Source organism: Bradyrhizobium sp. P3_C3 (genome assembly GCF_056402655.1).
In genome coordinates this window covers 14902-38133 of sequence record NZ_JBFUGY010000045.1, presented here as the reverse complement: position 1 = coordinate 38133, position 23232 = coordinate 14902, and the positions used below count along the sequence as shown (strand labels likewise).

The 23232-nt window shown below is 61.3% G+C and carries 19 protein-coding genes; 15 read left to right on the top strand and 4 right to left on the bottom strand.

The annotated features are described in order from the left end of the window. Window positions 1-457: 457 nt before the first annotated feature. Window positions 458-2479: an acyltransferase family protein gene (locus AC1DW2_RS35705; protein WP_477008319.1), complete on the top strand. Its 2022-nt coding sequence runs from the start codon at window positions 458-460 to the stop codon at window positions 2477-2479. Between the two features lie 14 nt (window positions 2480-2493). On the opposite strand, the gene AC1DW2_RS35700 is transcribed toward AC1DW2_RS35705, so the two are convergent. Together AC1DW2_RS35700 and AC1DW2_RS35695 are read right to left on the bottom strand one after the other, a co-directional pair. Beyond that, a complete protein-coding gene (locus tag AC1DW2_RS35700; RefSeq protein WP_477008318.1) occupies window positions 2494-3939 on the bottom strand; it encodes a tyrosine-type recombinase/integrase in 1446 nt (481 codons plus the stop codon). Window positions 3940-4241: 302 nt separating this feature from the next. Then, the gene (locus AC1DW2_RS35695) at window positions 4242-5204 is read right to left on the bottom strand and encodes a helix-turn-helix domain-containing protein (protein ID WP_477008317.1); all 963 of its coding nucleotides are present in this window, start codon (window positions 5202-5204) and stop codon (window positions 4242-4244) included. Window positions 5205-6193: 989 nt separating this feature from the next. Between AC1DW2_RS35695 and AC1DW2_RS35690 the strand changes: the two genes are divergently transcribed. From AC1DW2_RS35690 to AC1DW2_RS35650, 9 genes are all read left to right on the top strand, one after another. Then, a complete protein-coding gene (locus AC1DW2_RS35690) occupies window positions 6194-7054 on the top strand; it encodes an SDR family oxidoreductase (RefSeq protein ID WP_477008316.1) in 861 nt (286 codons plus the stop codon). A 141-nt stretch (window positions 7055-7195) separates the two neighbouring features. Beyond that, window positions 7196-7618 carry a tautomerase family protein gene (locus AC1DW2_RS35685; protein ID WP_477008315.1) on the top strand — a complete coding sequence of 141 codons (423 nt, stop codon included), beginning with the start codon at window positions 7196-7198 and terminating at the stop codon, window positions 7616-7618. Window positions 7619-7801: 183 nt separating this feature from the next. Beyond that, the gene (locus AC1DW2_RS35680; protein WP_477008314.1) at window positions 7802-8128 is read left to right on the top strand and encodes a hypothetical protein; all 327 of its coding nucleotides are present in this window, start codon (window positions 7802-7804) and stop codon (window positions 8126-8128) included. A gap of 170 nt (window positions 8129-8298) precedes the next feature. Further along, on the top strand, window positions 8299-9651 hold the full coding sequence (locus AC1DW2_RS35675) for a glycosyltransferase (RefSeq protein ID WP_477008313.1): 1353 nt from the start codon (window positions 8299-8301) through the stop codon (window positions 9649-9651). 131 nt (window positions 9652-9782) lie between these two features. Next, entirely contained in the window at window positions 9783-10991 is a 1209-nt protein-coding gene (locus AC1DW2_RS35670; protein WP_477008312.1) for a multidrug effflux MFS transporter, read from the top strand. A gap of 115 nt (window positions 10992-11106) precedes the next feature. Then, entirely contained in the window at window positions 11107-12330 is a 1224-nt protein-coding gene (locus AC1DW2_RS35665; RefSeq protein WP_477008311.1) for a cytochrome P450, read from the top strand. A gap of 141 nt (window positions 12331-12471) precedes the next feature. Next, entirely contained in the window at window positions 12472-13530 is a 1059-nt protein-coding gene (locus tag AC1DW2_RS35660) for an HAD family hydrolase (protein WP_063980537.1), read from the top strand. A 402-nt stretch (window positions 13531-13932) separates the two neighbouring features. Beyond that, the gene (locus tag AC1DW2_RS35655) at window positions 13933-15666 is read left to right on the top strand and encodes a long-chain-fatty-acid--CoA ligase (RefSeq protein ID WP_477008310.1); all 1734 of its coding nucleotides are present in this window, start codon (window positions 13933-13935) and stop codon (window positions 15664-15666) included. Further along, window positions 15599-15925 carry a hypothetical protein gene (locus AC1DW2_RS35650; RefSeq protein WP_477008309.1) on the top strand — a complete coding sequence of 109 codons (327 nt, stop codon included), beginning with the start codon at window positions 15599-15601 and terminating at the stop codon, window positions 15923-15925. The genes AC1DW2_RS35655 and AC1DW2_RS35650 overlap by 68 nt, the downstream gene beginning before the upstream one ends. A 95-nt stretch (window positions 15926-16020) precedes the next feature. Here AC1DW2_RS35650 and AC1DW2_RS35645 read toward each other — a convergent pair whose 3' ends face one another. Further along, window positions 16021-16581 (bottom strand): TetR/AcrR family transcriptional regulator, encoded by a 561-nt coding sequence (locus AC1DW2_RS35645; protein WP_477008308.1) that lies wholly within the window; start codon window positions 16579-16581, stop codon window positions 16021-16023. Between the two features lie 100 nt (window positions 16582-16681). Here AC1DW2_RS35645 and AC1DW2_RS35640 point away from each other — a divergent pair, with 100 nt between their 5' ends. The 3 genes from AC1DW2_RS35640 to AC1DW2_RS35630 all read left to right on the top strand — a co-directional run bounded on the left by AC1DW2_RS35640 (window position 16682) and on the right by AC1DW2_RS35630 (window position 19906). Then, window positions 16682-18091: an amidase gene (locus AC1DW2_RS35640; RefSeq protein WP_477008307.1), complete on the top strand. Its 1410-nt coding sequence runs from the start codon at window positions 16682-16684 to the stop codon at window positions 18089-18091. Between the two features lie 228 nt (window positions 18092-18319). Next, a complete protein-coding gene (locus AC1DW2_RS35635) occupies window positions 18320-19285 on the top strand; it encodes a LysR family transcriptional regulator (RefSeq protein ID WP_477008306.1) in 966 nt (321 codons plus the stop codon). A gap of 186 nt (window positions 19286-19471) precedes the next feature. Next, on the top strand, window positions 19472-19906 hold the full coding sequence (locus tag AC1DW2_RS35630; protein ID WP_208083520.1) for a cupin domain-containing protein: 435 nt from the start codon (window positions 19472-19474) through the stop codon (window positions 19904-19906). 47 nt (window positions 19907-19953) lie between these two features. Here the strand turns inward: AC1DW2_RS35630 and AC1DW2_RS35625 are convergent, their stop codons facing one another. Beyond that, entirely contained in the window at window positions 19954-20904 is a 951-nt protein-coding gene (locus tag AC1DW2_RS35625; RefSeq protein WP_477008305.1) for a LysR family transcriptional regulator, read from the bottom strand. A gap of 98 nt (window positions 20905-21002) precedes the next feature. Between AC1DW2_RS35625 and AC1DW2_RS35620 the strand changes: the two genes are divergently transcribed. Both AC1DW2_RS35620 and AC1DW2_RS35615 read left to right on the top strand, forming a co-directional pair. Next, a complete protein-coding gene (locus AC1DW2_RS35620) occupies window positions 21003-22184 on the top strand; it encodes an MFS transporter (RefSeq protein WP_477008304.1) in 1182 nt (393 codons plus the stop codon). A 10-nt stretch (window positions 22185-22194) separates the two neighbouring features. Next, entirely contained in the window at window positions 22195-23229 is a 1035-nt protein-coding gene (locus tag AC1DW2_RS35615) for an aldo/keto reductase (RefSeq protein WP_208083519.1), read from the top strand. Window positions 23230-23232: the final 3 nt, after the last annotated feature.

Below are 23232 nucleotides of genomic sequence, written 5' to 3'. Positions count from 1 at the left end.
AATGGCTTGGCGGGATTGGAGGAGGGAGGGGCGGGACGTCGTGAGCCGGGCTGGGCCGAGAGCTGTCACCTGTGGGAGAGGACGTTCTGTAGGGCTAACGTGCAACCCAATCGACCAGTCCTGCGGGAGGGCGTTCTGCAGGGCGATACTGCAACCTATTTGGACCTCTTCAGAGAGGGCGTTCTGTAGGGCTGTAGTGCAACCCATTTGGTCGCCCCCGAAGGCGCATTCTGTATGGCTAGACTGCAACCCAATTGATGTGCGTCGCTGAGGCCATTCCTTCTTGAGGGCTTCCCCCTAAACAGAGCCGACTGCGTACGCTCCAGATGGCTAGTGGGCTCGCCGTCCCAGTAGTTCTACCGAGAACGGCCGTCACGCCCTGGGAAAAATCCCAGTGACCGGATAGTGAACGGGTGGCGACCCAACCAGGCGGAAGGGACATTGGGGGAACCTGGTGATGGACGGAACAGCGGCTGCATTTGCGCCGACAAGCAAGCACAAAATCGACGGCGGCTTCCGCATCGACATTAACGCGCTACGGGCGGTTTCTGTCATCGCTGTGGTTGGGTACCACTTCCACTTACTTGGGTTCGCTGGGGGATTTGTCGGCGTCGATATTTTCTTGGTGATCACCGGCTACCTGATGACCGGGAAGGTGCTGACCGACTTGGCCTTGGGTCGGTTCTCGTTGATTGCGTTTGGCGCGATGCGGATGCGCCGGATTTTTCCTGCCCTGGCCGTCGTCGTGGTCGCGTCTGTTGTCGCTGGCTGGTTCCTCACCCTCCCGCGCGAGTACCTGAAGCATCTCCTGCAAGCGTTGTCGGCGCTGACATTCGTGTCAAATTTCGCCTTCGACAGCGACCACGGCTACTTCGCTATGGCCGCACAGACGAAGCCACTGCTGCATACGTGGTCGCTCTCGGTGGAGTGGCAGTTCTACATCTGGATGCCCCTGATCGTGTCGCTGATCTGGCGATCGGCTTACAGCTCGAAATCGAAGATCGGGGCGGTGCTGATTGCAGTTCAGATTGCTGCCGCCGTGTCCCTCGTCTGGTGCTTATGGACGAGCCGGAACGATGCCATGGGGTCGTCCTATTTCTCCCTGCGTGCAAGAGCTTGGGAGCCGCTGGCAGGCGGATTGATCGCTGCCTTCGAGATGTGGTGGCGCTCCAAATGCGATACGAACCATCCTTGGATCGAGAACCTCGTCGTCGCTGTTGCAGGCTGGGCATTGGTGGCATTTTCTATCGCCTATCCCGCACCGGAAGCGCACTGGCCAGGCGTGCTCACAATTCCTCCAATCCTGGGCGCGGCAATGATCGTGGCAGCGCGCCAGGGGAGGGGTGCCATGAGCTGGCTCGGTTTCTCTCCTATCCAGCGGTTGGGCGACTGGTCCTACTCAATCTACCTGTGGCACTGGCCAATCTGGGTCTTCGTACTTGGCTGGCTGTCGCTGCATGGCGAAAGCGTCAGCGCCGCGCACAAGATGCTGATGGTCGCCCTGACCATCGTGCTCAGCTCCGCGTCCTATCGCTACGTGGAGCAACCAGTCAGGATGCGTCGGGAGTTCTGGACGTTCCGCCGGATGCTCGCTGGTTCCGGTGCTCTATTCGCCATGCTCACGGCGTTTGTCGCGGTCGCATTCCTCGATAATGGGGTACCGAGCAGGCTACCAGAGTATGTTTTGCCGGCTGAGCTGGCGAGGAGGACCAACACGCCACGCGATGAGTGCTTCAGGAACGCGAACTCCACCAAGAGTGCGGCAGAGACCTACTGCGGTTTCGGCGCAGGAGAGAGTGCGGTGCGACCCTCGGCGATCTTATGGGGTGACAGCTTTGCGAACCAGTACCTTGAGCCGATTTCCTCAGCAGCCGCTGCCAACGACATACACGGATTGATCGCGACCCAGAGCGCATGCAGGCCGTTTGTTGACGATGCCGCTCGGAACTCGGGCGATACTCCGGCCTGTAGGAGCTTCAACCGGAGTATCCTCGATCTCTTGAGCGGTGCTGCTCAACCGAGCATCATTGTGCTCGGGGGCAATTGGGGAAGTGCGTCGGACGTTTCCTCGGTGGTCGATCGCCTGCTCTCCTTAGACAAGACCGTTGTGTTGATCATGCCCTTGCTCAACATCGGCTTCGATCTGCCCCAGCGATGGATCGAGAAGCAGGCACGTGCGGGGCGAGCCATCCGAGAATGGAAGATCGACGCCGATCCCAACGTAACGATGCGCGACTTCCGAGCGGAAATCGCTCGCGGGCTCGCCAAGCACAGAGACAATCCGCGCCTCATTGTTGTGGACCCTCAAGCGGTGATCTGTGAGCACGACAATTGCTATCTGGTCAAGGATGGCCAAGCGAACTTCCGGGATACTGCCCACATCTCGAATGTCAACGCGATGCAGTTTAGGGGCTTGTTCGATGCGGCCTTCAAGTCAGCTCTCCTTGCTGGAACGGAAGCCCCGGACACGATGCACTGAAAGGGCCGCTCTCGTCATTCCGCCGCAGCAGGCAGTTCTCTGCGCCTCACCGTAGGGCGGCGATCCCCAGGCATCTCCGTGGCCAAGTCATCCCGTCGCGCCGGTGTGTTCTTCGGTAGCGTCACGGCCTTCACGCAGGCTGTCATCGCCTCCCATGATGCCGCACCAGCGTACACGCCCATGGTCATGCCGAGTGGCAAGGCAACACCCTCAATCGTGCCGTCTTCGACCTTGTGCCCGACCACGCTCGCTATCGTCCACGCTGTGTACCCCACGCCGCCCTTCTCCAGCCCGGCTACGGCACGGCGGATGAACCAACGCCGCCAACTGTGGAAGTCGACGTTGGATTGGCGTTGCCTGTCGTTCGCCTTCTCCTCAACGCCAAGCCGTCGCCTCTCACGAGTGAACGCCTGAGTTACGGGGGTGGACCTATCGCGCTTCGAGCCGGGGCGTTGCTCGGGCAACTCCTCGAAGAGGAAGTCATCCGGCCTTTTCCCGACACTGCGTGTCTCGATCAATGTCGCGAGTAGCGGGTGGGCTGGGATCGTCCGCACACCACTCGGGGTCTTGGATTTGGTCACCGCGATCTTGCCCTCACGGCAGTGCTTGACGCGCAGCCCCGCGATCTCGTGTATTCGCAGGCCACTGAGTGCAGAGAACAGCGAGAACCCCCATTCGCGACGCAACCTGATGCCAGCGAGCAGCGCATGGACCTCATCATCCGTGAACGGTCGCTTGTCGTCGCTGCATTCTTCCGCCTCCCGCGTCTTGCTTTCTTGCAGCCGCTGTTCGCTCCAAGGGTTCTCCTTGATGCCGTGTCGCCTCCCCATCCAGCGCCAGTAGGAGTGCAGGCAAGAGATGTCCTTGTTGGCCGTCGTCACGTCCACCTTCGATGCGATGTAGCGGTCGTGAATGAAGCGGCCCGCATCTGCTGTGTGGATTGCCTCGACCACGGGACGGGCCGCAGTCTCTCCGCACCATTGCTCCAGCCGTGCAACGGCCCGGCGGATGTCCTCTCGGTAGCCCACTGAGAATGCCTTCTCGGTGAACCAGCGGTCCAGCAGCGAGGTCAGCGGTGTCGCGAGCCCCAACGCAATGGAGCCGAACGCCTGCGCGAGTTCCGGCCCGTGCTGACGCTCGATCATGTCAGTCCGGTCGTTCAGCGCGATTTGCACTTCGGTGGGGCCGGAGCCGCCCTGTCCCATCGCTGCCTGTCGCGCTGCCTCACGCCACCGCAGGGCTTCCTGTGTCAGCGGCGATTGCACCACGACCACCTTCTCCCCGCGCAACTTAGCCTTCAATCGGCGGACCACATCCACCTTCTCCCGTTCGGCCTCCAGCGGATCGCGTGTCGCGAGCACCTCGCGCAGCTTGGTGACGCCGACCTTCTTGATCAGCGCGGGTGGCACTCGCACGACGACACGAATGCGGTTGCCGTGCCATTCGAGGTGGCGTCCCAATCTCGGTCTCAGCATGAATTGATCACCCCCGGCGAGGCGAGGTGTCCCCCAAAGCGGCCCCCAATGTGTCCCCCAAATAGCCCGCCTAAGTGCTTGTGATCAAGGGGTTTCAGTCACTTAGTGTAGGCTTGGGGTTGGGTCCCACTCTCTCCGCCAGCTCCTATCGAATGTTAGGTAGATCTCTGTTTTCGACGGTCGACCCCCGGATTGCTTCTGGGCGCGACAGGGGTTGGAAAGCGAGATCCTTTCTGAATTCGGTCGAGAGCCGAGCTTAACTGCGCTTGCCTCTGTTTCTGCAGCCTTCACACCCGTGCGCTGTCGTTACCGGTGGCGCCTGCTCCGACGGCGCCCGGCGCGGTGCCGAAACGCCGGCGGAAGCCGCGCGCAAAATGCGTGTAGTCGCGAAAGCCGCAGGCGTAGGCAATATCGCTGAGAGGCTGACCTGTCTTCATCAACGCGCGGCGTTCGATCAGACGCGCCGCATGATCCAGACGGGCCGAACATATGTGGTGACCGCATGTCGACCCACGGACCGTGAACAGCTTCTGCAAATAGCGCAGTGAAATTCCCGCCTCGACAGCCACCTCGCGCGGAGAGATGTCCGGATCGGCAAAGCGGTCCTTTATGATGCCGCAGACGCGCATGAACAGCTTGTCGTTGTGGCGCGAGCCAAGCGGGGCGGGAGGTGCAAACAGTGCGCCGAGGAGGTCGTAGACCACCAGATGCATAAATTGATCAGTCGACGCGAACGCCGGTTCTGCATCGTTGATCGGGTCAAGAGCGAGTTGACAGAGCAGACGTGACGCTTGCGCCTGCCGAGGACCGCACACGCCACCTTGCGGTTCGAAGCCGAGATGCGACGCCAGCTTCTGGCGCGGCACTTGCACACCAAGCCATCGCGCGCTGTCTTGGGCCCGCGAGATGAATGTCACGGGCTTTGTGGAATCGAGCAGGACGACATCGCCAGCAGTGATATTTACGACTCGGTCGTTGTGAATGATGATCGATTCGCCGGTATCCTGAACTGTGACGAAATAGTACTCCATGTTGTCACGGCGAATGTCCTGTTCCGTCCGCTCAAGGCGGGTAGCGCTGCAGGTGAGATCTACTGCGGCGAATCCGAAGACGCGCCGCGTGCGCACCTTGCTGGCGAAGATGTTGGTTTCGCGAGCAGGAGTAAACCATCCCCAATCCTCGCGCATTGCAGCTCGGAAACCGTCATAATCCAATTCTGGAGCGCTGAGAAAATCGTCGTTCGGGCGCATCATCACCTCCACGGGTCTTGGTAAAACGAGTCTTGGCAAGCCTAATCGCACGGTTTGCAATGGCCTGCGCCGAAACCACGGGCAGACGTTGATCAAGCTAGCGTGGCCCGCGACGGGTCCCACTCAACTCTGCGTCACGCCAAATCACGCCGCCGAGATCGTGTCAGCATCGCCGCGAGGCGCGCCAGGCGGTGCGCGTTAGTACGGATGATTGGGCGCGATCGCCTCACGACACCTGCGGTCCAGCCGCCTAGATTCCGATCCTCGTAGTCACGCTTTGACGAGAATCGGAGACAGCAATGATTGCAGAAGTTCAGAATACAATGACGCTAACGGGAAACCGGGCTTTTGTGACCGAGCAGGCAACGCAAAACGAGTCCGATCCTGCCTTGGGAGTTGGGCGGTCTGGAATTCCGGTTCCGCTTCATTGTTTGCCAGTGACGGATGCCACCGTTCTTGAGCTGTACGAATATGTTTTCGCGCCTTGGGTGAAAATGCTCGGCCTTCGTGAGTTCAAGGTCTGCCCGGGCATCGTGTCCGCGATGCTTCCACAAAATGAAGCGCTCAAATTGTCAAGCTGTGCGGTATGTGGCCAGGCAATTATGGCGGCCATTGACTCGGTTGCATCACTGTCTGTGGGCACGACGGGGCGCATCACTAAAGGCACGGTGTATCAGCACACTCACTTCCTGCGTCCAGCCGTCAACGATGACTATCATGTAAGAGCAGAGTATTGCGCTTTGGCAAAGCGTCGGCCTTCACGGAAACCCGCGTTTCGTTTGCGTCTACGGGAACGTTGGTTGCACACGCCAGCCTGGAATTCGCCTTCTGACTCGCATCCAAGGCTTCATCACCCGAACCCTCCGCTCCCGACGTCTGTTCAAGCTCGTTCTCGGACATCCCGGTCGCGGTACTCCGCCGGTTCCTGACCAGCCATACCGGCTGATCGTCTCGCATTGACCCGCAACCCTCATCACCGGAGGCAAACCATGACCAGGACTATTCTCATCACCGGCACATCGAGCGGCTTCGGCCGCGAAACCGCGGAAAGGCTGGCGCGCGACGGCTATCGCGTGTTCGCCGCGATGCGCGACATCGCCGGCCGCAATCGCAGCCACGCCGACGCGCTGCGAAGCCAGAAAATAGGCGTCGTGGAACTCGACGTTACCGATGACGGCTCGGTCGATCGCGCCGTTGCTTCTATCCTCGCCGAGGCCGGCAAGATCAACGTGCTGGTCAACAACGCTGGCATTGCGTCGGTCGGCGTGACCGAAGCCTTCACGGCGAATCAGGCGAAGGCGATCTTCGACACCAACGTCATCGGGCTCCTCCGCGTTACGCGGGCAGTGCTGCCTTCGATGCGTCGGGAGCGCGAAGGCCTCATTATCAACATGGGCTCGGTCCTCGGCCGGGTGACGTTCCCCTTCGTCGGCATCTACGGCGCGAGCAAGATGGCGATCGAAGCGTTGACCGACAGCATTCGGCTGGAGGTCTCCCAACTCGGCGTAGACGTGGTGGAAGTTCAGCCTGGCGCTTACCCGACAAGCCTGTACTCGAGCATCCAGAGGCCTGCCGACGGCGACATCACGAAGTCCTACGGCGAGGTCGGCCAGATTCCCGACGCCATCTACAAGACCTTCACGTCAATGCTGCAGGGAAAGGACGCTCCGAAGCCTCACGACATTGCCGAGGCCGTCGCCAAGCTCGTCGGCCAGGCGAAGGGCAGTCGCGCCGCTCGGACGGTGGTGGGCACGTCGTTCGGTGCTGACAAGATCAATGCCGACATCGCGCCCGTCCAGAAGGCCGTCGTCGACGGTCTGGGCCTCGGGCATCTCGAAGAACTCGCGTGATGGAGCGTTCCGGGTCGGCGCCTGCCGTCGACCCGTCCTCATGCGGCAGCATGCTGGCGGGCGCGCCCTGCCAAGAATACGCCCTCGAAGGAATGAAGAAGCCAGGACGAATATTGCGAAAGCTTACTAAGGAGAACTCAAATGCCTCTGTGGCATATTTACTGTCCGGAAAATGCGTACTCAGCCGAGGACAAGCGCGCGCTTGCGATGCGTATCACGGACCTCTACGCGGACGTCGGCTTGCCTCGGTTCTATGCAAGCGTTGTCTTTCACGAATTGCCAAGGAACTCGTTCTTTGTCGGCGGAAAGGCAACGAACGATTTTGTCAGGATTTGGATTGATCAGATTGCTCGCGCAACTGCTCCCGAGCGGCGAGCGTGGTGGCTGGAGCGCGTCAACACTGCACTCAATGCTTTCGCACGCGAGCGGGGTTATCGCTGGGAGGTCCACATTGACGAAACGCCAATCGATTTCTGGACCATCCAAGGAATGAAGCCGCCTGACCCCGATTCCGAGGCTGAAAAGCACTGGGTCAAAGAGGACCGCCCGTCAGCATATAGCTGAGTGTGGGCGCAGCCTTCAGCGAGCCGATCGCGGCGATGGGTATCAATCCGCCAAGCTTCGGCGGCGCGAACGCCTAAATGCCGAAAGGCGCGGCGCGGACGTAATACCGCCCGGCCGGCTCGTCGCAGTGTTCTTCAGCCTCGACGCTTTACAGTTTTATGTCGCAACCCAAAGGAGATCGCTATGCCGATCCGTAGCATGTTTGTAGCCGCAGCATTCGCCTTGGCCTCTCTGGAGGCCGCCCACGCCGCTAGCCTGCGTCCGATCGATGGTATGAGCATCGAACTCGGCGAAGTGTCCGGTGTCGCCTACTACACCGTCGGGCGCGACGGATTCCATGTTGTCACGACCCTCGCACAGGGCATGGCGGGAACGCCGATCCGTGTTGAGTGTGTTCTTGCACCAGGTCAGCGTGTAGCGTTCTCAACACCGTACCAGGCAGATGCGCTCGAAATCAGCCGGAACGGCGACAGCGTGCTCGTCCGCAAGGTGAAATCGGTCTCGAACTAATTTCCGGCGAATTGGCGCCTTCTCACGATGATTCCAATGCGGAAAGGGGCCGGGTGGACGCAATACCGCCCGGCGGGCCCGCCGCAGTGCTCTTCAGCCTCGACGCTTTACAGGTTTTGCGTCGCAACCCAAAGGAGATCGCTATGTCGACAATCGGACGAGACGATCATATGAAGATTCTCGTCGTCTCGACCCCCGGGACCGGCCATCTCAATCCGCTACTGGCGATCGGCCGTATCTTGATCGCGGAGGGCCACGAACTTGCCTTTCTGACGGGGACCTCCCTGCGTAGCCGTGTCGAACGGTTCGAAGCAAAATTCTATCCGCTCCCCGAAGAGGCGGATCTGACTGCGCAGGATGTCATCACGTCCGACGAGATGAAGGGCGTACCGCCCGGGCCACAATGGTTGCGCACATTAGTGGAGCGCTTCTTCGTCGATACCATTCCCGCTCAGTATAGCGGCGTGCACAAGGTCCTGCGGGAATTCCCTGCCGACATCATCATTGGCGACGATATGTTTTTTGGTGTCCTACCCATGCTGGTAGGACCGCGATCGAAACGCTTGCCTATTGTTCTTTGCGGCACATCCGTCTTGCACTGGCAACGCGAGGACAGAGCGCCGGCTTTTGCAGGTTTGCCGCCCGCGGCCACCCGAGCACACCTCGACGAATATGCTGCCTTCGCGCGAGAACACGACAAGATCGTCGACGGGCCTCTCGGCCTTTGCGTCAATCGGTACCTGAAGGGCCTGGGCGTTGGATCTGTGTCCAAGCCTCTCTTCGAATCGGTCGTAGAGCTTGCAGATGCCTATATGCAGTTGACGGTACCGCGTTTTGAATTTCCACGCGATATCCCTTCCTCCGTGACTTTTGTCGGCACCCCTCCGATCATACCCAATCAGGTCCCGCTTCCGGCGTGGGCGCACGAACTGGACGGCTCGCGCAAGGTCGTGCTTGTGACGCAGGGTACGGTGGCAAACCACGATTTCGACCTTTTGATCGCGCCGGCGCTTGCGGGACTCGCGAACGAACCTGACTTGCTTGTGGTCGCCACAGCGGGCGGTCGCGCGGTCGGCGACATTCCTGGCCCAATTCCCGGCAACGCGCGTCTCGCCAGCTATCTGCCGTTCGAGTGGCTTCTGCCCAAGGTCGACGTGCTCGTCACCAACGGTGGATATGGGAGTGTCAACCAGGCGATGAGCTTTGGAATTCCGCTTGTGACCGCAGGGTTGACGGAAGACAAGGCGGACGTGAACGTGCATGTCGCATGGTCCGGTGTCGGAATCAATCTTGCGACCAACAATCCGACACCACAAGCGTTGCGCGAGGCCGTGCGCGTCGTGCTCGACAAACCGGACTATCGTTCAGGTGCCTCAGCTATGGCCGACGAGTTCAAGGCGATTGACACTCGTTCCGAGGTCCTGCGGATCATCAACCAAGTCGCGCAAGGGTCCAATGAGATAAGCGACCCGGGCGGCACCGCGGTCGCTAAGCAAGGTCGACGTGTCGCCGCCAATCGGTGACTTGCTTCCGCTCCCGGGAAGGATGGAAGGCTGATTCTTCCGTCCTTCGTCTGGGAGGCGATCGATATCTCCGCGGACACGCGCCGCATCTGACGATGCGCGGGACCAGGAACGTATCGGATATTCAACCCATGCGTATTCAACCCGCATCGTTTGCCTTCACGCTGTTGCTGGGCCTTCTTGCCTCAGTTCCGTATTCGGGCATTGACATGAGCTTACCGGCACTGGCGGCCACTGGCGCCGCTCTCGGCGCGCCGCCCGCGGATGTCGGCTTTACGATGAGTGTTTTCATGCTCAGTCTGGCGGCGGCGCCGCTTGTCTATGGGCCGGTATCCGATCGGTACGGTCGCAGGCCCGTCGTGGTATTCGGCGTCACGCTCTTTGTCGTCGGCAGTCTCGCTTGCGCGCTCGCCCAATCATTGCCGGTGCTGCTGGTGTGCCGCTTCAGCCAAGGATGCGGCGCGGCCAGTACAACGTTGACGTTTGCAATCATCCGCGACCTGTTCGAGGGGGATAATGCGCGTGCGAAGATGGCCAACGTCGTCATTGCCATAAATGTAGTCACATTGATCGCACCGACCGCTGGCGCGGCTCTACTGGCGCTGGGTAGCTGGCGCCTGATTTACACGATTCAGTTCGTGATGGGTCTGGCTTTGTTGATCGCATTGGTCACCGGCTTTGCCGAAAGTGCAAAGATCGATCAGACCAATCGCCTTGCACCATCAATCATTGGCCGCAGCTATCTTCAAGTCCTGACGCATCCGATCTCCTTCGCATACATTCTGGTCGGTGCAGCCGCCGGCGGGACGGTTATGGCTTATGTCACCGGGTCCTCCCTGTTCTTCATCAACAGCATGGGGCTACGGCCTAATCAGTATGGCCTGATTTTCAGTGCATGTTCCGGATCGGTCATGGCCGGGGCTTTCCTCGATCGGCGGCTCGCCGCTTGGAATTTCTCACCAGCTCATGTGCTGATGATGGGCTTGACGGTCTCTGTGGCGGCATCAGGGCTATTCCTCGCCACGACACTTGTCGGCTGGGTATCGCTACCCCTTGTTGTTTCAGTTCTGGTCGCTGTTGCCGTTGCCTTCGGATTGAGCATACCGAACGCCATGAGCGCGACGATGCATCCGTTGCCGCAGATCGCCGGCGCGGTAGGCGCTGTGTCCGGAAGCATTCAGATGATGGTAGGCGCCGTCTCAAGTGGGCTCGTTGCGTGTCTTTACGACGGACGATCAGCGCTATCGATGGCCGCGGTCATGACGCCGTGTTCGCTTCTGGCGCTGGCCTCTTATCTGCTGATTGCCCGTCCCGCCGAGCGTCGCGTTTTCGCAAGTTAGCGTCATGCCCGCGCTGGATGGCCTCGATCACCTTAGGCGACGATGACTGCCATGCGCGGAGGCTTCGCTCGTTCCAAGCCGATCGGAACTAAACCCTAGCGAAAGGACGAGATCCATGAGTAACGACGAGACTGCGGTGCCAACAGGAATTGCCCTGACCCACTTGGATCCCGTCTTTCGGGAGCGGCCAGACGAATATCTCGATATGCTGAGGTCGCGCGAGCCGGTGCACCAGGACCGGATGTTCGATCGGGTGGTGCTGACCCGTGCGGTCGATGTCGATGCCGTTATGAATAATCGCAATCTGGCCTCCGATCCACGGAAATCCCGCCCGGGTTCGTTCTCTCGGGTGCAGCTGAAGGTTGATGAGACATTTCGGCCGCTCATACTGCATATGGATGACCCGGACCATAAGCGGCTGCGCTCCCTGGTCGTCAAGGCGTTCAACCAGGTCGCGGTCGATGCGATGCGCCCGCGTATCGCTGAGGTCGCATGCGGCTTGCTGGACGACATCGACGATCCATCCTGTTTCGATATTATGGAGGCTTATGCCCGACCGTTGCCGACGATCGCCATCGCCCTGATGTTGGGCGTCGATATCGCCCGCTGCGACGACTTCAAGCAGTGGTCTGACGGCAAACTACAGATGTTCAACCCGCAACGCACGCCGGAGCAGGAGGCCATCCTGGCATCCTGCAATGCTGCTCTCACCAGCTACTTCGCTGAGGTAATCCAAAAGCGTCGTAAGGAACGACGGGCCGATCTGATAAGCAGCCTGATCGACGCCGAAGAGGACGGCGAGCAGCTCGACGAAGCGGAGATCACAAACGTTTGCCATAGTTTGCTCTTTGCGGGCAACGTGACGACGACTGATCTTATCGGTAACGCCGTACTAGCCCTGCTACAGCATCCCGGTGAACTCAGCAAACTGCTCGCTAATCCGAGCCTGGTTCGTAGCGCCGTCGAGGAAGTGTTGCGCTATGACGCGCCAGTCGTGCAAGGCACTCGGATCGCAACCGAAGCGATGCAGATCGACGGGTGCCCGGTCGCGGCGGGGCAGACGATCAATGCCGTGCTCTACGCAGCGAACCACGACTCAGAGGCGCATCCCGACCCAAAGCGGTTTGACATCGAACGGCCGGATAAGCGTCACATCTCATTTGGCGGCGGCGCCCATTTCTGTCTTGGCGCGCCATTGGCCCGGGCCGAGGCACAGATCGCTCTTTCGGTGCTTTTCGAGCGGTTCCCGAAGCTCCGCCTGAGTGCCGAGCACCCCTTGGAGCGCCGGACGATGCTCAACTTCAATGGATTAGAAGCGCTTTGGGTGCGCGCGGACTAGCACTGCGTTCCAGTCACCATGACCCTTTGTCCCCCACGGCCGACCTGATGGCGCTTTCAAGCCCCATCATCAGCAGTGCGGACCGTCGCATTTCGCCGAACATGCTCACACCCGATCTATTTGAACTAGGAATAGCCGACCATGAAAGAAACTATTCTGCGCTCCGGCATCGACCGTCGCACCCTGCTCACGACGTTGGCGTTGCTTCCAGCCCTATCCGCGCCGCCCTTATCCGTCTCCGCGTTGGCCCAGACCGCTTCGAGCGGCCCATTGCCATCGTGGAATAACGGATCCGCCAAACAAGCGATCCTCGACTTCGTCCGAGACACGACAGACCGGGCAAGTCCGAAGTTCGTGCCTCCCGAGGAACGCATTGCCACTTTTGATCAGGATGGCACGCTTTGGGTGGAGCAGCCGATTTATAGCCAAATGGTGTATTGCCTCGACCGGGTCCCGGTGTTGGTCGCGCAAGAGCCGGCGCTAAAGGACGTTGAGCCATTCAAGACGGTGCTCTCGGGAAACCGGGAAGCGATAGCCGGGCTTTCGATGCGAGACCTCGAAAAGATCGTCCTTGCCACGCTCGCCGGCATAACAACTGACGAGTTCGAGGCCGAAGGAAAGAAATGGCTTTCCTCCGCGAAGGACCCACGCTGGAAGCGGCCCTATACCGAACTCGTCTACCAACCGATGCTGGAGGTGATGACCTACCTGCGGGCGAATGGCTTTAAGACCTACATTGTCACGGGCTTCGGTCAGGATTTTGTGCGCCTGTATTCACAGCAGGTCTACGGCATCCCACCGGAGCAGGTGGTCGGGTCGGCGCTTGCCGTCAAATATGATTATGACAAGGACGGCAAGCCGGTCCTCATTAGTGAACCCAGGCTCATGCTGTATGACAGCGCTGCCGGGAAACCGGAGGGCATTCACTTGATGATTGGTCGGCGTCCGAATGCTTCATTTGGCAACTCGACTGGAGACCAGCAGATGCTGGAATATACGGGTGCCGGGGAGGGCGCGCGACTATCGATGCTTGTACTGCACGACGATGGAATACGTGAGTACGCTTATGGTCCGGCGCAGGGGCTGCCCTATACCAAGATCGGTTCCTTCACCCCCGCGCTCTACGCTGAGGCCAGGAAGAAAAACTGGACCATCATCAGCATGAAGAACGACTGGAAGAATATCTTTTCGTTCCAATAGCTGATGGCTGAGTTGGTGGCGCGATGTGGCAGTGAGCGGTGCGTGCCAGCACCGGTGAAAGGGCGCCGGCGGCTCACGACATCCAGCTTCCAGAGTCTTAGCTTCATTCACAGCATCGAATCTAAATCGTGTTTGGAAGACAAATGCCCCTGTCAGTCATATGGCTCGTCACGTCCTTTGCGATCAGGCTGCTAGTCGTTCACTTCAAGCTCGCCATCCTTCTCAGGTCTCGCGCGAAGGCGCGTGTTCGGGGACCGGGCACCCAAGGGCGAGAGGGCGGGCGAGTCGTCCTGGCTGATGAAGACCTCTCGCCAAATGGATACCCGTGCGGACCATCTCCTGCCCGCACGAACAGTCGCTTGCGGCTGAAGTGAAAGCGTTGAAACCGAGGGAACATTCGCCATGCTTGGCTTAATGATGCAAACTCCGTTGCTCCTGTCGTCCATTCTCATGCACGCGGCGCGCTCCTTTCCCGATGTCGAGATCGTCTCCCGAACTCCCGACAGGCCCGATCACATCACGAGCTACAGCGGCCTTCTCGAGCGCAGCTCTCGGCTCGCAAATGCATTGGATTCGATCGGCATTAAGCCAGGCGATCGCGTGGCGACCTTAGCCTGGAATAGCTATCGGCATCTGGAGCTATACTTCGGCATTTCCGGAATGGGAGCCGTTTGCCACACGATCAATCCAAGGCTGTTCGCGGACCAGATCATATACATCATCAACCATGCCGAAGATGTGGTTGTATTCTTCGATCTGGCTTTTATCGATCTCGTACACTCTTTAATGCCGCAATGTCCGACTGTTGAAGCGTGGATATATCTGGGCGAGGCTGGCGACGCAAAGATCGTGGGAGCCAAAGGCTTCCCATCCTATGAAGGATTTCTCTCCGGGTGCTCGGAAGCCTATGCATGGCCGGAGTTCGACGAGAACACGGCATGCGGACTGTGCTACACGTCGGGAACGACAGGAAACCCAAAGGGTGTGCTGTATAGCCATCGCAGCGCCGTGCTGCATTCCTGCGCCGCAGCGCTCCCAGACGCTTGTCGCATTTCTCTGGATGACACGGTCGCGCTTGTCTCGCCGATGTTCCACGCAATGTCTTGGGGAATGCCGTATTGTGCAACGGCGACGGGTTCGAAGCTGGTGATGGCCGGCCAAAACGTCGACGGTGAGAGCCTGCACAGGTTGTTCGAGGACCACGGGGTGACTTTCGCCGGCGGCGTGCCGACGGTCTGGCTGGGCTATGTTCGATACCTGCAAACCGCCGGCGTGAAGCCGACGACGCTCAATCGCGCGCTGATCGGTGGCACGGCATGTCCGGCCTCCCTGATGGAAACGCTGCAGGACGAATACGGAGTAGAAGTTCTGCATGGCTGGGGCATGACGGAAACCAGCCCGCTCGCGACGATCTCGAAGCCACTGCGCAAGCACATGACCTCGTCGAGAGCTGAACGGCGGTCTCGCCAGGTCAAACAAGGACGTGCGCTTTTCGGGGTCGAAATCGGCATTCGCGATGGCAACAACAGAAAACTCCCCCACGATGGCAAGGCAGTTGGCGACCTCGTGGTTCGGGGGCCCTGGATTGCCCGCGCTTATTACAAGATGCCGGAAAGCGAGTGTGCCGATGGCTGGTTTTTCACGGGTGATGTCGTCACGATCGACAGCGACGGTTATATGCAGGTTACGGATCGCTCGAAGGACGTCATCAAGTCCGGAGGCGAATGGATATCGTCTATCGAGCTCGAAAACCTGGCGATGGCCCACCCCGAAATCGTCGAAGCGGCGGTGATTGGTATTGCGCATCCAAAATGGGACGAACGCCCGCTCGTGCTTGCGGTCCGGCGCCAGGGGTCGAGGCTCGAGGCGCAAGATCTCCTGACCTTTTACGAGGGCAAGATCGCGAAGTGGTGGATGCCGGACGATGTTCTGTTCGTCGACGAGCTTCCGCACGGGGCGACCGGAAAAGTCCTGAAGACCAAATTGCGCGAGCTTTACGGAAACCGCGATTCCGCCGCGATCAGCCAGACGCGCAACCCGCCCGCCGCCGAAGCCAACGGAGGTTCCTATGTCAGTCCGCAGCTCGCTTCTCGCAGCCGCCGTCACCTTCGCCTCACTCGGGGCCGCACACGCTAACGGCCTGCGGCCGATCGAGGGCCTGAGCATCAATCTCGGCGATGTATCCGGCGTCGCCTACTACACGGTCGAGCCCGATGGATTCCGCGTCGTCACGACTCTTGCACAGGGTGAAGCGGGAACGCCGATCCGCTTTGTGACAGTACTGGCGCCCGGTCAGCGCGTCGTTGTCTCAACGCCATACCAGGCCCCCGCGCTCGAAGTTGGCCGAAAGGGCGATGAACTGCTCGTCCGCAGGGCGAGCACGTTCTCCAATTGACTGTCAATTGGCACGCAAGCGCCGACGTGAAGAAGCCAAAGATGTCCACGGTTCATCTCCGCCAGCTATTTGGACGGCGCAGGCAGGATCGGCTTTCAGGTCGGGATCAAGCCTGATCCCCGAAAGCTTTCGATCAGCGCATCGAACAATTTCRGGTCGGCGCGGCTCCGCGCCATCAGTTGCGCGCCGGCAACGGCCGCGTAGATCGCGCGCGCCCTTGCTTCACGCTTGCTGGCGGGAACTGAAGCCGCAGCGAGCATCCTGGTCAGCCACGCCACGTTGACATCGGCGAACGCCTGCACCTCGGTTTTCACGGCGTCCGGCAGATCATCATATTCGGCCGCCATGAAGCTGCAGAGGCACATGCGATTGTCCTGCTCGAGCGATCGACGAAAGAGTCCCGGATAGGCGCGGAGCGCCTTTCTTGGATCGCTGTTCGCCGTTGAAAGAGCTTCGAGATTCGCCACCGTGTCCTCCCAATAGCGTCTCGCCACCGCTGCTCCCAGCTCCGCCTTACCTGGGAAGTGATGATAGATGCTCGCAGCCTTGATGCCGACTTCAGCCCCGATGTCGCGGAAGTTCAACCCGCCATACCCGTGGGCCTGCGCTGTCCTGCGCGCTGCAGCCAGGATCGCTTCCTTCGCATTTTCGCTCATCGTGATCACCTCAACGTGTCCCTACCAAATGGCAGGTAGGGATTGAAGTCCATAAATGCGAGGGACATGTCCAGCCTACCAAATGGCAGGTAGGACAGATATGATGGATAACATCGTTAGAACGGACGCCACCCGCATCGCCCAGCTGATCGCTCAACGGGAGCTTTCGCCCGTCGAGGTCATGCAGGCGCATCTCGACCGCATCGCGGCGGTCAATCCCAAGCTGAATGCGATCGTGACGCTGGCCGACGGCGCGATGGAAGGCGCCAGGACGGCCGAAGCGGCGGTGATATCGGGCGCCCAGCTCGGCCCTCTCCATGGCGTTCCGTTCACGGTCAAGGATGGGATCGACACGGCGGGTGTGCTGACACAGCGCGGCTCGCCGATTTTCAGGGGGCGCATGCCTGACGCTGATGCCACCGTCGTGGCCAGGCTGAAGGCCGCCGGCGCCATTCTTATCGCAAAGACGAACCCGCCCGAATTTTCCTATTCGATCGAAACCGACAATCTCCTGACGGGCCAAACCAACAACCCCTGGAACCTCGACTACACGCCGGGCGGATCGAGCGGCGGTGAATCCGCTGCCATCGCAGCGGGCATGTCGCCACTCGGTGTGGGCAGCGATCTCTCGATCTCTTTGCGCGGCCCGGCAGCGCATACCGGTGTCGTCGGATTCAAGGCCACTCACGGTCGAATGCCGATGACAGGCCACTGGCCTCGGGTGCCACGTCGCTTCTGGCATATCGGTCCGATGGCGCGCTCGGTGCGCGATGTGGCGCTCGCTTATTCCTTGATGGCAGGACCCGACGGCGCCGACGGCTTCTCGGTCAGCTCGCCCGATCTCGATACAGGGGTGGGCACGAAATCGACCCGTCAGGTTCGTGTAGGCTGGCTTGCCTCTCCGGGCATCTTCGGACCAGTCGATCGAGAGGTGGTCGCGACGGTGAGGGCGGCCGCTCATGCGCTGAGTGGTGCTGGCTGTCTCGTCGAAGAGGTCCGGTTGCCCGTGCTGGAGCAGACCGATGCCAACAGCGTGCTCTGGCAGCTCCAGCAGATGGAAGCCCGGCCCGAGTTTGCGAAGGTCACCGCGGGCCACGAGGCCCAGATCTTCCGGCATGCCAAACTGGTCCTCGATACAAAGGACACGCCGATAGCCGACTTCGTCGCCGCCGAGCAGGCGATAGAGCGCCTGCGCGACTGCTTCGTCGACTATTTCCAGCGCTACGATGTGCTGCTCTGCCCGGTGACCCCGTTCCCCGCGACCAGGCATGGCCTCGCTGACGTCGTGGTCGATGGCAAAACGGTTTCACCGTTCCACGTGATGAGTGCCACGTCTCCGTTCAGCCTGACCGGCATGCCGGCGTTGTCGATGCGGTTTGGAACAAGCCACGACGGTCTTCCGATCGGCGTGCAAATCGTCTCCTCCTGGTTGGCGGAATCGACGACGCTCAAGGTCGCCTCGCTCCTCGAGGAGGTGAGCCCCGTTCGCGACCTTCATCCGACTATCTGACGATGAAAGGGCGCGATTCATCCCGCCCTCTCCCCTGAGAGCATCCACCATGAACGATGAGCTGACGATATCGCGGCTTGCTCAATCAATCGACGGTCACGTTCAATTGCGTCGCAAATCCTGATGCGCTCCGGTCATTGTTGCCGTCCATAGGTTCGCTATCGGTTGCCGCTCCCTTCCCTTATGAAGTTCCCGCGCGCGCCGGACCATCACCGGAAGCAGGACGTCATGAAGGCACACAGCAGCGCCCTCGAAGAGGCCGAGAAGGATGATCAGAATGAACATTCAAGTCTCGCTCACACCGACGCGCAGCCGATCGACCTGAATTCCCTGCAGACATTCGTCGCTGTCGTGCGCGCCGGCGGATTTGCGGCGGCAGCCCGCGAAACCAACACGCCGAGGTCGTCCGTCAGCTTGCGCATCCGCAGCCTGGAGGCGGCGCTCGGTGCGCGGCTCTTCAAGAGGTCCACGCGCGCTTTTGCCCTCACGGCCGCAGGACGAGAACTCTACCAGCGTTCGGCTGGCGCGCTTGCCCTGCTTGTCAACGCGCTCCGGGGGGTAAGCCGTGCTGACGACCCATATGCCGGCGAAATCCGCATCACGCTGCCGGCCGACTTTCCGGTCAGGATCGTGGCAGCCGCGATCGGGGATTTCAGAAACGATCACCCCAATGTGCGCTTTGAGGTGGCGCTCACTAACGACGTGCTCGATCTCATCTCCCGGGATATTGATATTGCGCTCCGCATCGGAGCGGCCAATCCTCAGGAAGCCCTGATCAAGGGCGCAATCGACATGAAGTTTGGTCTTTATGCGAGCTCAGACTATGTGAGCCGTCACGGGATCCCCGTCGATATTCGCGACGCGTCGACCTTGATCGGGCCATCGAGGCCGGAATTGCTGCGCCTTCTATCCCGCTCCTTGCCGGGCGGGGCGACGTGGCCCGCCTTTCATGTCGCGGTCGACTCCTTCGCTCTTGCTCGTGAGCTTGTGCTGAATCACCAGGGGATTGGTCTGCTTCCGGAAGCCCTCTGCAGAGTGGAATACGCATCGAGGCTCGTCGTGCCGGTTTTGCCAGAGGAGTTCTCCGGGACGATCCGCCTGCATCTCACATATCCGTCGCGGGCCGATCTGAGCGCCAAGGTCGCGGATTTTACCCGTGTGTTCGAGCGACACCTTGCAGCTGCCGGGCGGTGATTTTCGTTGTTGTCGTTGTTCATGCCGACAGTTTGAGGTGGACCGTTCGGGCAGCAGAACTGGTCTTCGGGAAACTCCGATGCCAATTGGCCAGAACTACAGCCGCTGTGGCTTGCGGAAGGGGACTAATCTGCGGCCCTCCCGCATGCAATCTATCGAGCTCCGAAGTCAATGGAGCCTTGGCCAATGCAGAGCGTCATCACAACGAAGTTCGAAACGACCGAATTTGCCGGTCTCACGACGAAAATTATCAATCCGCAGGAAAGCCCGTTCACGGTGCTGGACATGACCATCAAGCCGGGCTTCGGCGCACCCGCCCACATCTCCGAGGAGGAGGACAAGCTGTTTGTCCTCCTGGAGGGCCGGGTGAAATACCTCGTGGGAGACCAGACCGAGGTCGCTGGACCCGGTTCGCGGATTCTCGTGCCGAGAGGAGTTGTTCACGGCTTCACCAATGAGGGGCCGGCCGACGCGAGACACATCCTCGTCTCCACGCCGCGTCGTCACGAGGAATTCTTCCGCGATCTGCACAGGATCCCCGAGCCGCGCGAGCAGCACATGGACATGCTGCCGACGATCGCAGCGCGCAACGGCCAACGGATAGTTGGTCCGCTCCCATGACACGATGGGCAGCACCGAACGCGCGTATCGCGGCGATTTCGACGTCCCTAGGCCACCCTCCACCTCCCGTCCCCCGCCCGCTTCAGCGCGGGGTCGCTCATCCGCACATGCTCGGCGAGAAAATCGATGAACGCGCGCACGCGCGCGGGCAGGGGCGCGGTGTGGCCGACATAGACGGCGTGGATGTCTTCGCGGTCGCCGGGATTGTAGCTTTGCAGCACCGGGACGAGGCGGCCCGATTCGATGTCGGGGCCGATGTGGAAGAGGGCGAGGCGGGCGAGGCCCACGCCGCCGAGGGCGAGGCGGCGGGCGATTTCGCCGTCGCTGGCGCGGGCGGCCGGTGGCGGCATGGCTTCCTCGGTGTGGTCGCCGCGCCGGAATGGCCAGCCGCCGCGGATGCGCGGAAAGGTCCAGCCGATGCCGCGGTGCTGGGTGAGATCCGCCGGCGTCTTCGGCGTGCCGAAGCGCGCCAGATAGTTCGGGGTGCCGACGACGACCATGCGGCTGGTGCCGAGCTTTCGCGCGACCAGACGTGACGCTTTCAGGGGCCCGACGCGGATGGCAATATCGGCCCGTTCCTGCATCAGGTCGATCAGCGTGTCGGTCAGCACGAGGTCGAGTGTGACCTCGGGATGCCGTTCCAGGAAGCGGGGAATCAGCGGTAGGACGTGCAGCATGCCGAAGGGAATGTTGCAGTTGACCGTGAGGCGGCCGCGCGGCGCCGCACCTGAAGCCGCCTCGCGCTCGGCCTCTTCCATCTCTCCGAGGATGCGCACGGCGCGCTGGTAGAAGGCCTGGCCCTCCTCCGTCAGCGTCAGCTTGCGCGTGGTGCGGTTGATCAGCCGCGAGCCGAGGCGCGTCTCCAGCCGCGAGATCAGCTTGCTGACGCCCGACGGGGTCAGGCGCAGTTTTCGCGCGGCCTGGGTGAATCCGCCGAGATCGACGACGCGGACGAAAACCTCCATCTCGGCGGAGCGATTGGTATCGAAACGAGCCATGTTGAATTCACGTCACAAATGATTGGATTGCGGACATCCTAATGGTTTTGCCGCGCTGCGGCTATCTGCGTGGCTCGTCCCTCGCATTGGAGCCACGCATGCCTCCCGCCGTTCTCGCCCTCACCGCCGGTGCCTTCGGCATCGGCACCACCGAGTTCATCATCATGGGCCTGTTGCTCCAGGTCGCCGCCGACATGCACGTCTCCGTGCCGGTCGCGGGGCTGCTGATCTCCGGCTATGCGCTCGGCGTCTTCGTCGGCGCGCCTGTGCTCACGCTGGCGACGCGGCGGATGCCGCGGAAAACCGTCCTTCTCGCCCTGATGGCGATCTTCACGCTCGGCAATGCCGCTTGCGCGCTGGCGCCGAACTACGAATGGCTGATGGCGGCGCGGGTGCTGACCTCGCTCGCCCACGGCACCTTCTTCGGCGTCGGGTCGGTCGTTGCGACCAGCCTCGTCGCGGAGGACAAGCGCGCGTCGGCGATTGCGACCATGTTCATCGGCCTGACGGTCGCGACGCTCCTGGGCGTGCCCTTCGGCGCCTGGTTCGGCCTGATGCTCGGCTGGCGCGCGGCATTCTGGGCGGTGACGGTGATCGGCGTGATCGCCTTCGCAGTGGTGGCCACATTCGTGCCCGGCTATGTCGGCAATGGCGACAAGCCGATCTCGCTCTCCGAGGAGGTCGCGGTGCTCGGCCGTCCGCAGGTGCTGCTCGGCCTCGCCATGACCGTGTTCGGCTTTGCCGGCCTGTTCGTCGTCTTTACCTATATCCAGCCGATCCTGACGCGCTTCACCGGTTTTCCGGAAGCCGCGGTGTCGCCGATCCTGCTGGTGTTCGGTGCAGGTCTCGCGATCGGCAATGTCGCCGGCGGCAAGCTCGCCGATCGCGGCCTTGCGCGTGCCCTGATCGGCACGCTCGCTGCGCTCGCCATCGTGCTGCTTGGCCTTGCTGCCGTGCTGTCAGTCAAGATCGCAGCCATCGCGCTGATCCTGCTGCTTGGCATTGCGGCCTTTGCGACCGTCGCGCCGCTCCAGCTTCGCGTGCTGGAAGCCGCTGGCCCCAGCGGCCGCACGCTCGCGTCCAGCCTCAACATCGCCGCCTTCAATCTCGGCAACGCGCTCGGCGCCTGGGCGGGCGGCGTCACCATCGATCGCGGGCTCGGTCTCTCCGCGCTGCCGCTGGTCGCGGCCGGCATCACGGCCGTCGGTCTCGTGCTCGCGCTATGGAGCCTTCAGCTCGATCGAACGCAGTCCGCAGTCGCGGCGTGCCCGGCGGAATAGGAGAATGATCATGGAATATCGCAATCTCGGCGCTTCCGGTCTCAGGGTACCCGTCCTCAGCTTCGGCACCGGCACGTTTGGCGGCCAAGGCCCGCTGTTCTCGGCCTGGGGCCGCAGCGGCGCCGAAGAAGCGCGCAGGCTGGTCGACATCTGTCTCGAAGCCGGCGTCAATCTGTTCGACAGCGCCGATGTCTATTCGAACGGCGCGTCAGAGGAAATCCTCGGCGCCGCGATCAGGGGACGCCGCGACAAGGTGCTGATCTCCACCAAGATGAGCCTGCCGATGGGCGACGGTCCGCTCGATGCCGGCTCTTCGCGGTATCGTCTGGTCGCCTCGGTCGAAGCTGCGCTGCGCCGGCTCGGTACCGATTACCTTGATCTGCTCCAGCTTCACGCCTTCGATGCGTTCACGCCGATCGAGGAGGTCCTGTCCACCCTCGATACGCTCGTACGTGCCGGCAAGCTGCGCTATGTCGGTGTCTCCAATTTCGCCGGCTGGCAGCTGATGAAGTCGCTCTCAATTGCCGAACGGCACGGCTGGCCGCCCCATGTCGCGCATCAGGTTTATTATTCGCTGCTCGGCCGCGACTACGAATGGGAGCTGATGCCGCTCGCACGCGACCAGGGCGTCGGCGCGCTGGTCTGGAGCCCGCTCGGCTGGGGCCGGCTCACCGGCAAGATCCGGCGCGGAAAGCCGCTCCCTGCGAGCAGCCGTCTGCACGCCACCGCGCAGTTCGGCCCGCCCGTGGACGACGAGCGGCTCTATGCCATCGTCGACGTGCTTGATACGATCGCCGCGGAGACCGGCCGCACGGTGCCGCAAATCGCTATCGCCTGGCTGCTGTCGCGTCCCACCGTATCCTCCGTGATCATCGGCGCCCGCGATGAGGCGCAATTGCGCGACAATCTCGGCGCGGTTGGCTGGTCGCTGAGCGCTGCGCAGATCGCGCGTCTCGACGAGGTCAGCGCCGTGATGCCGCCTTATCCCTACTACCCCTATCGCATCCAGGAAGGCTTTGCGCGCCTCAATCCGCCGCTGGTGTGACGA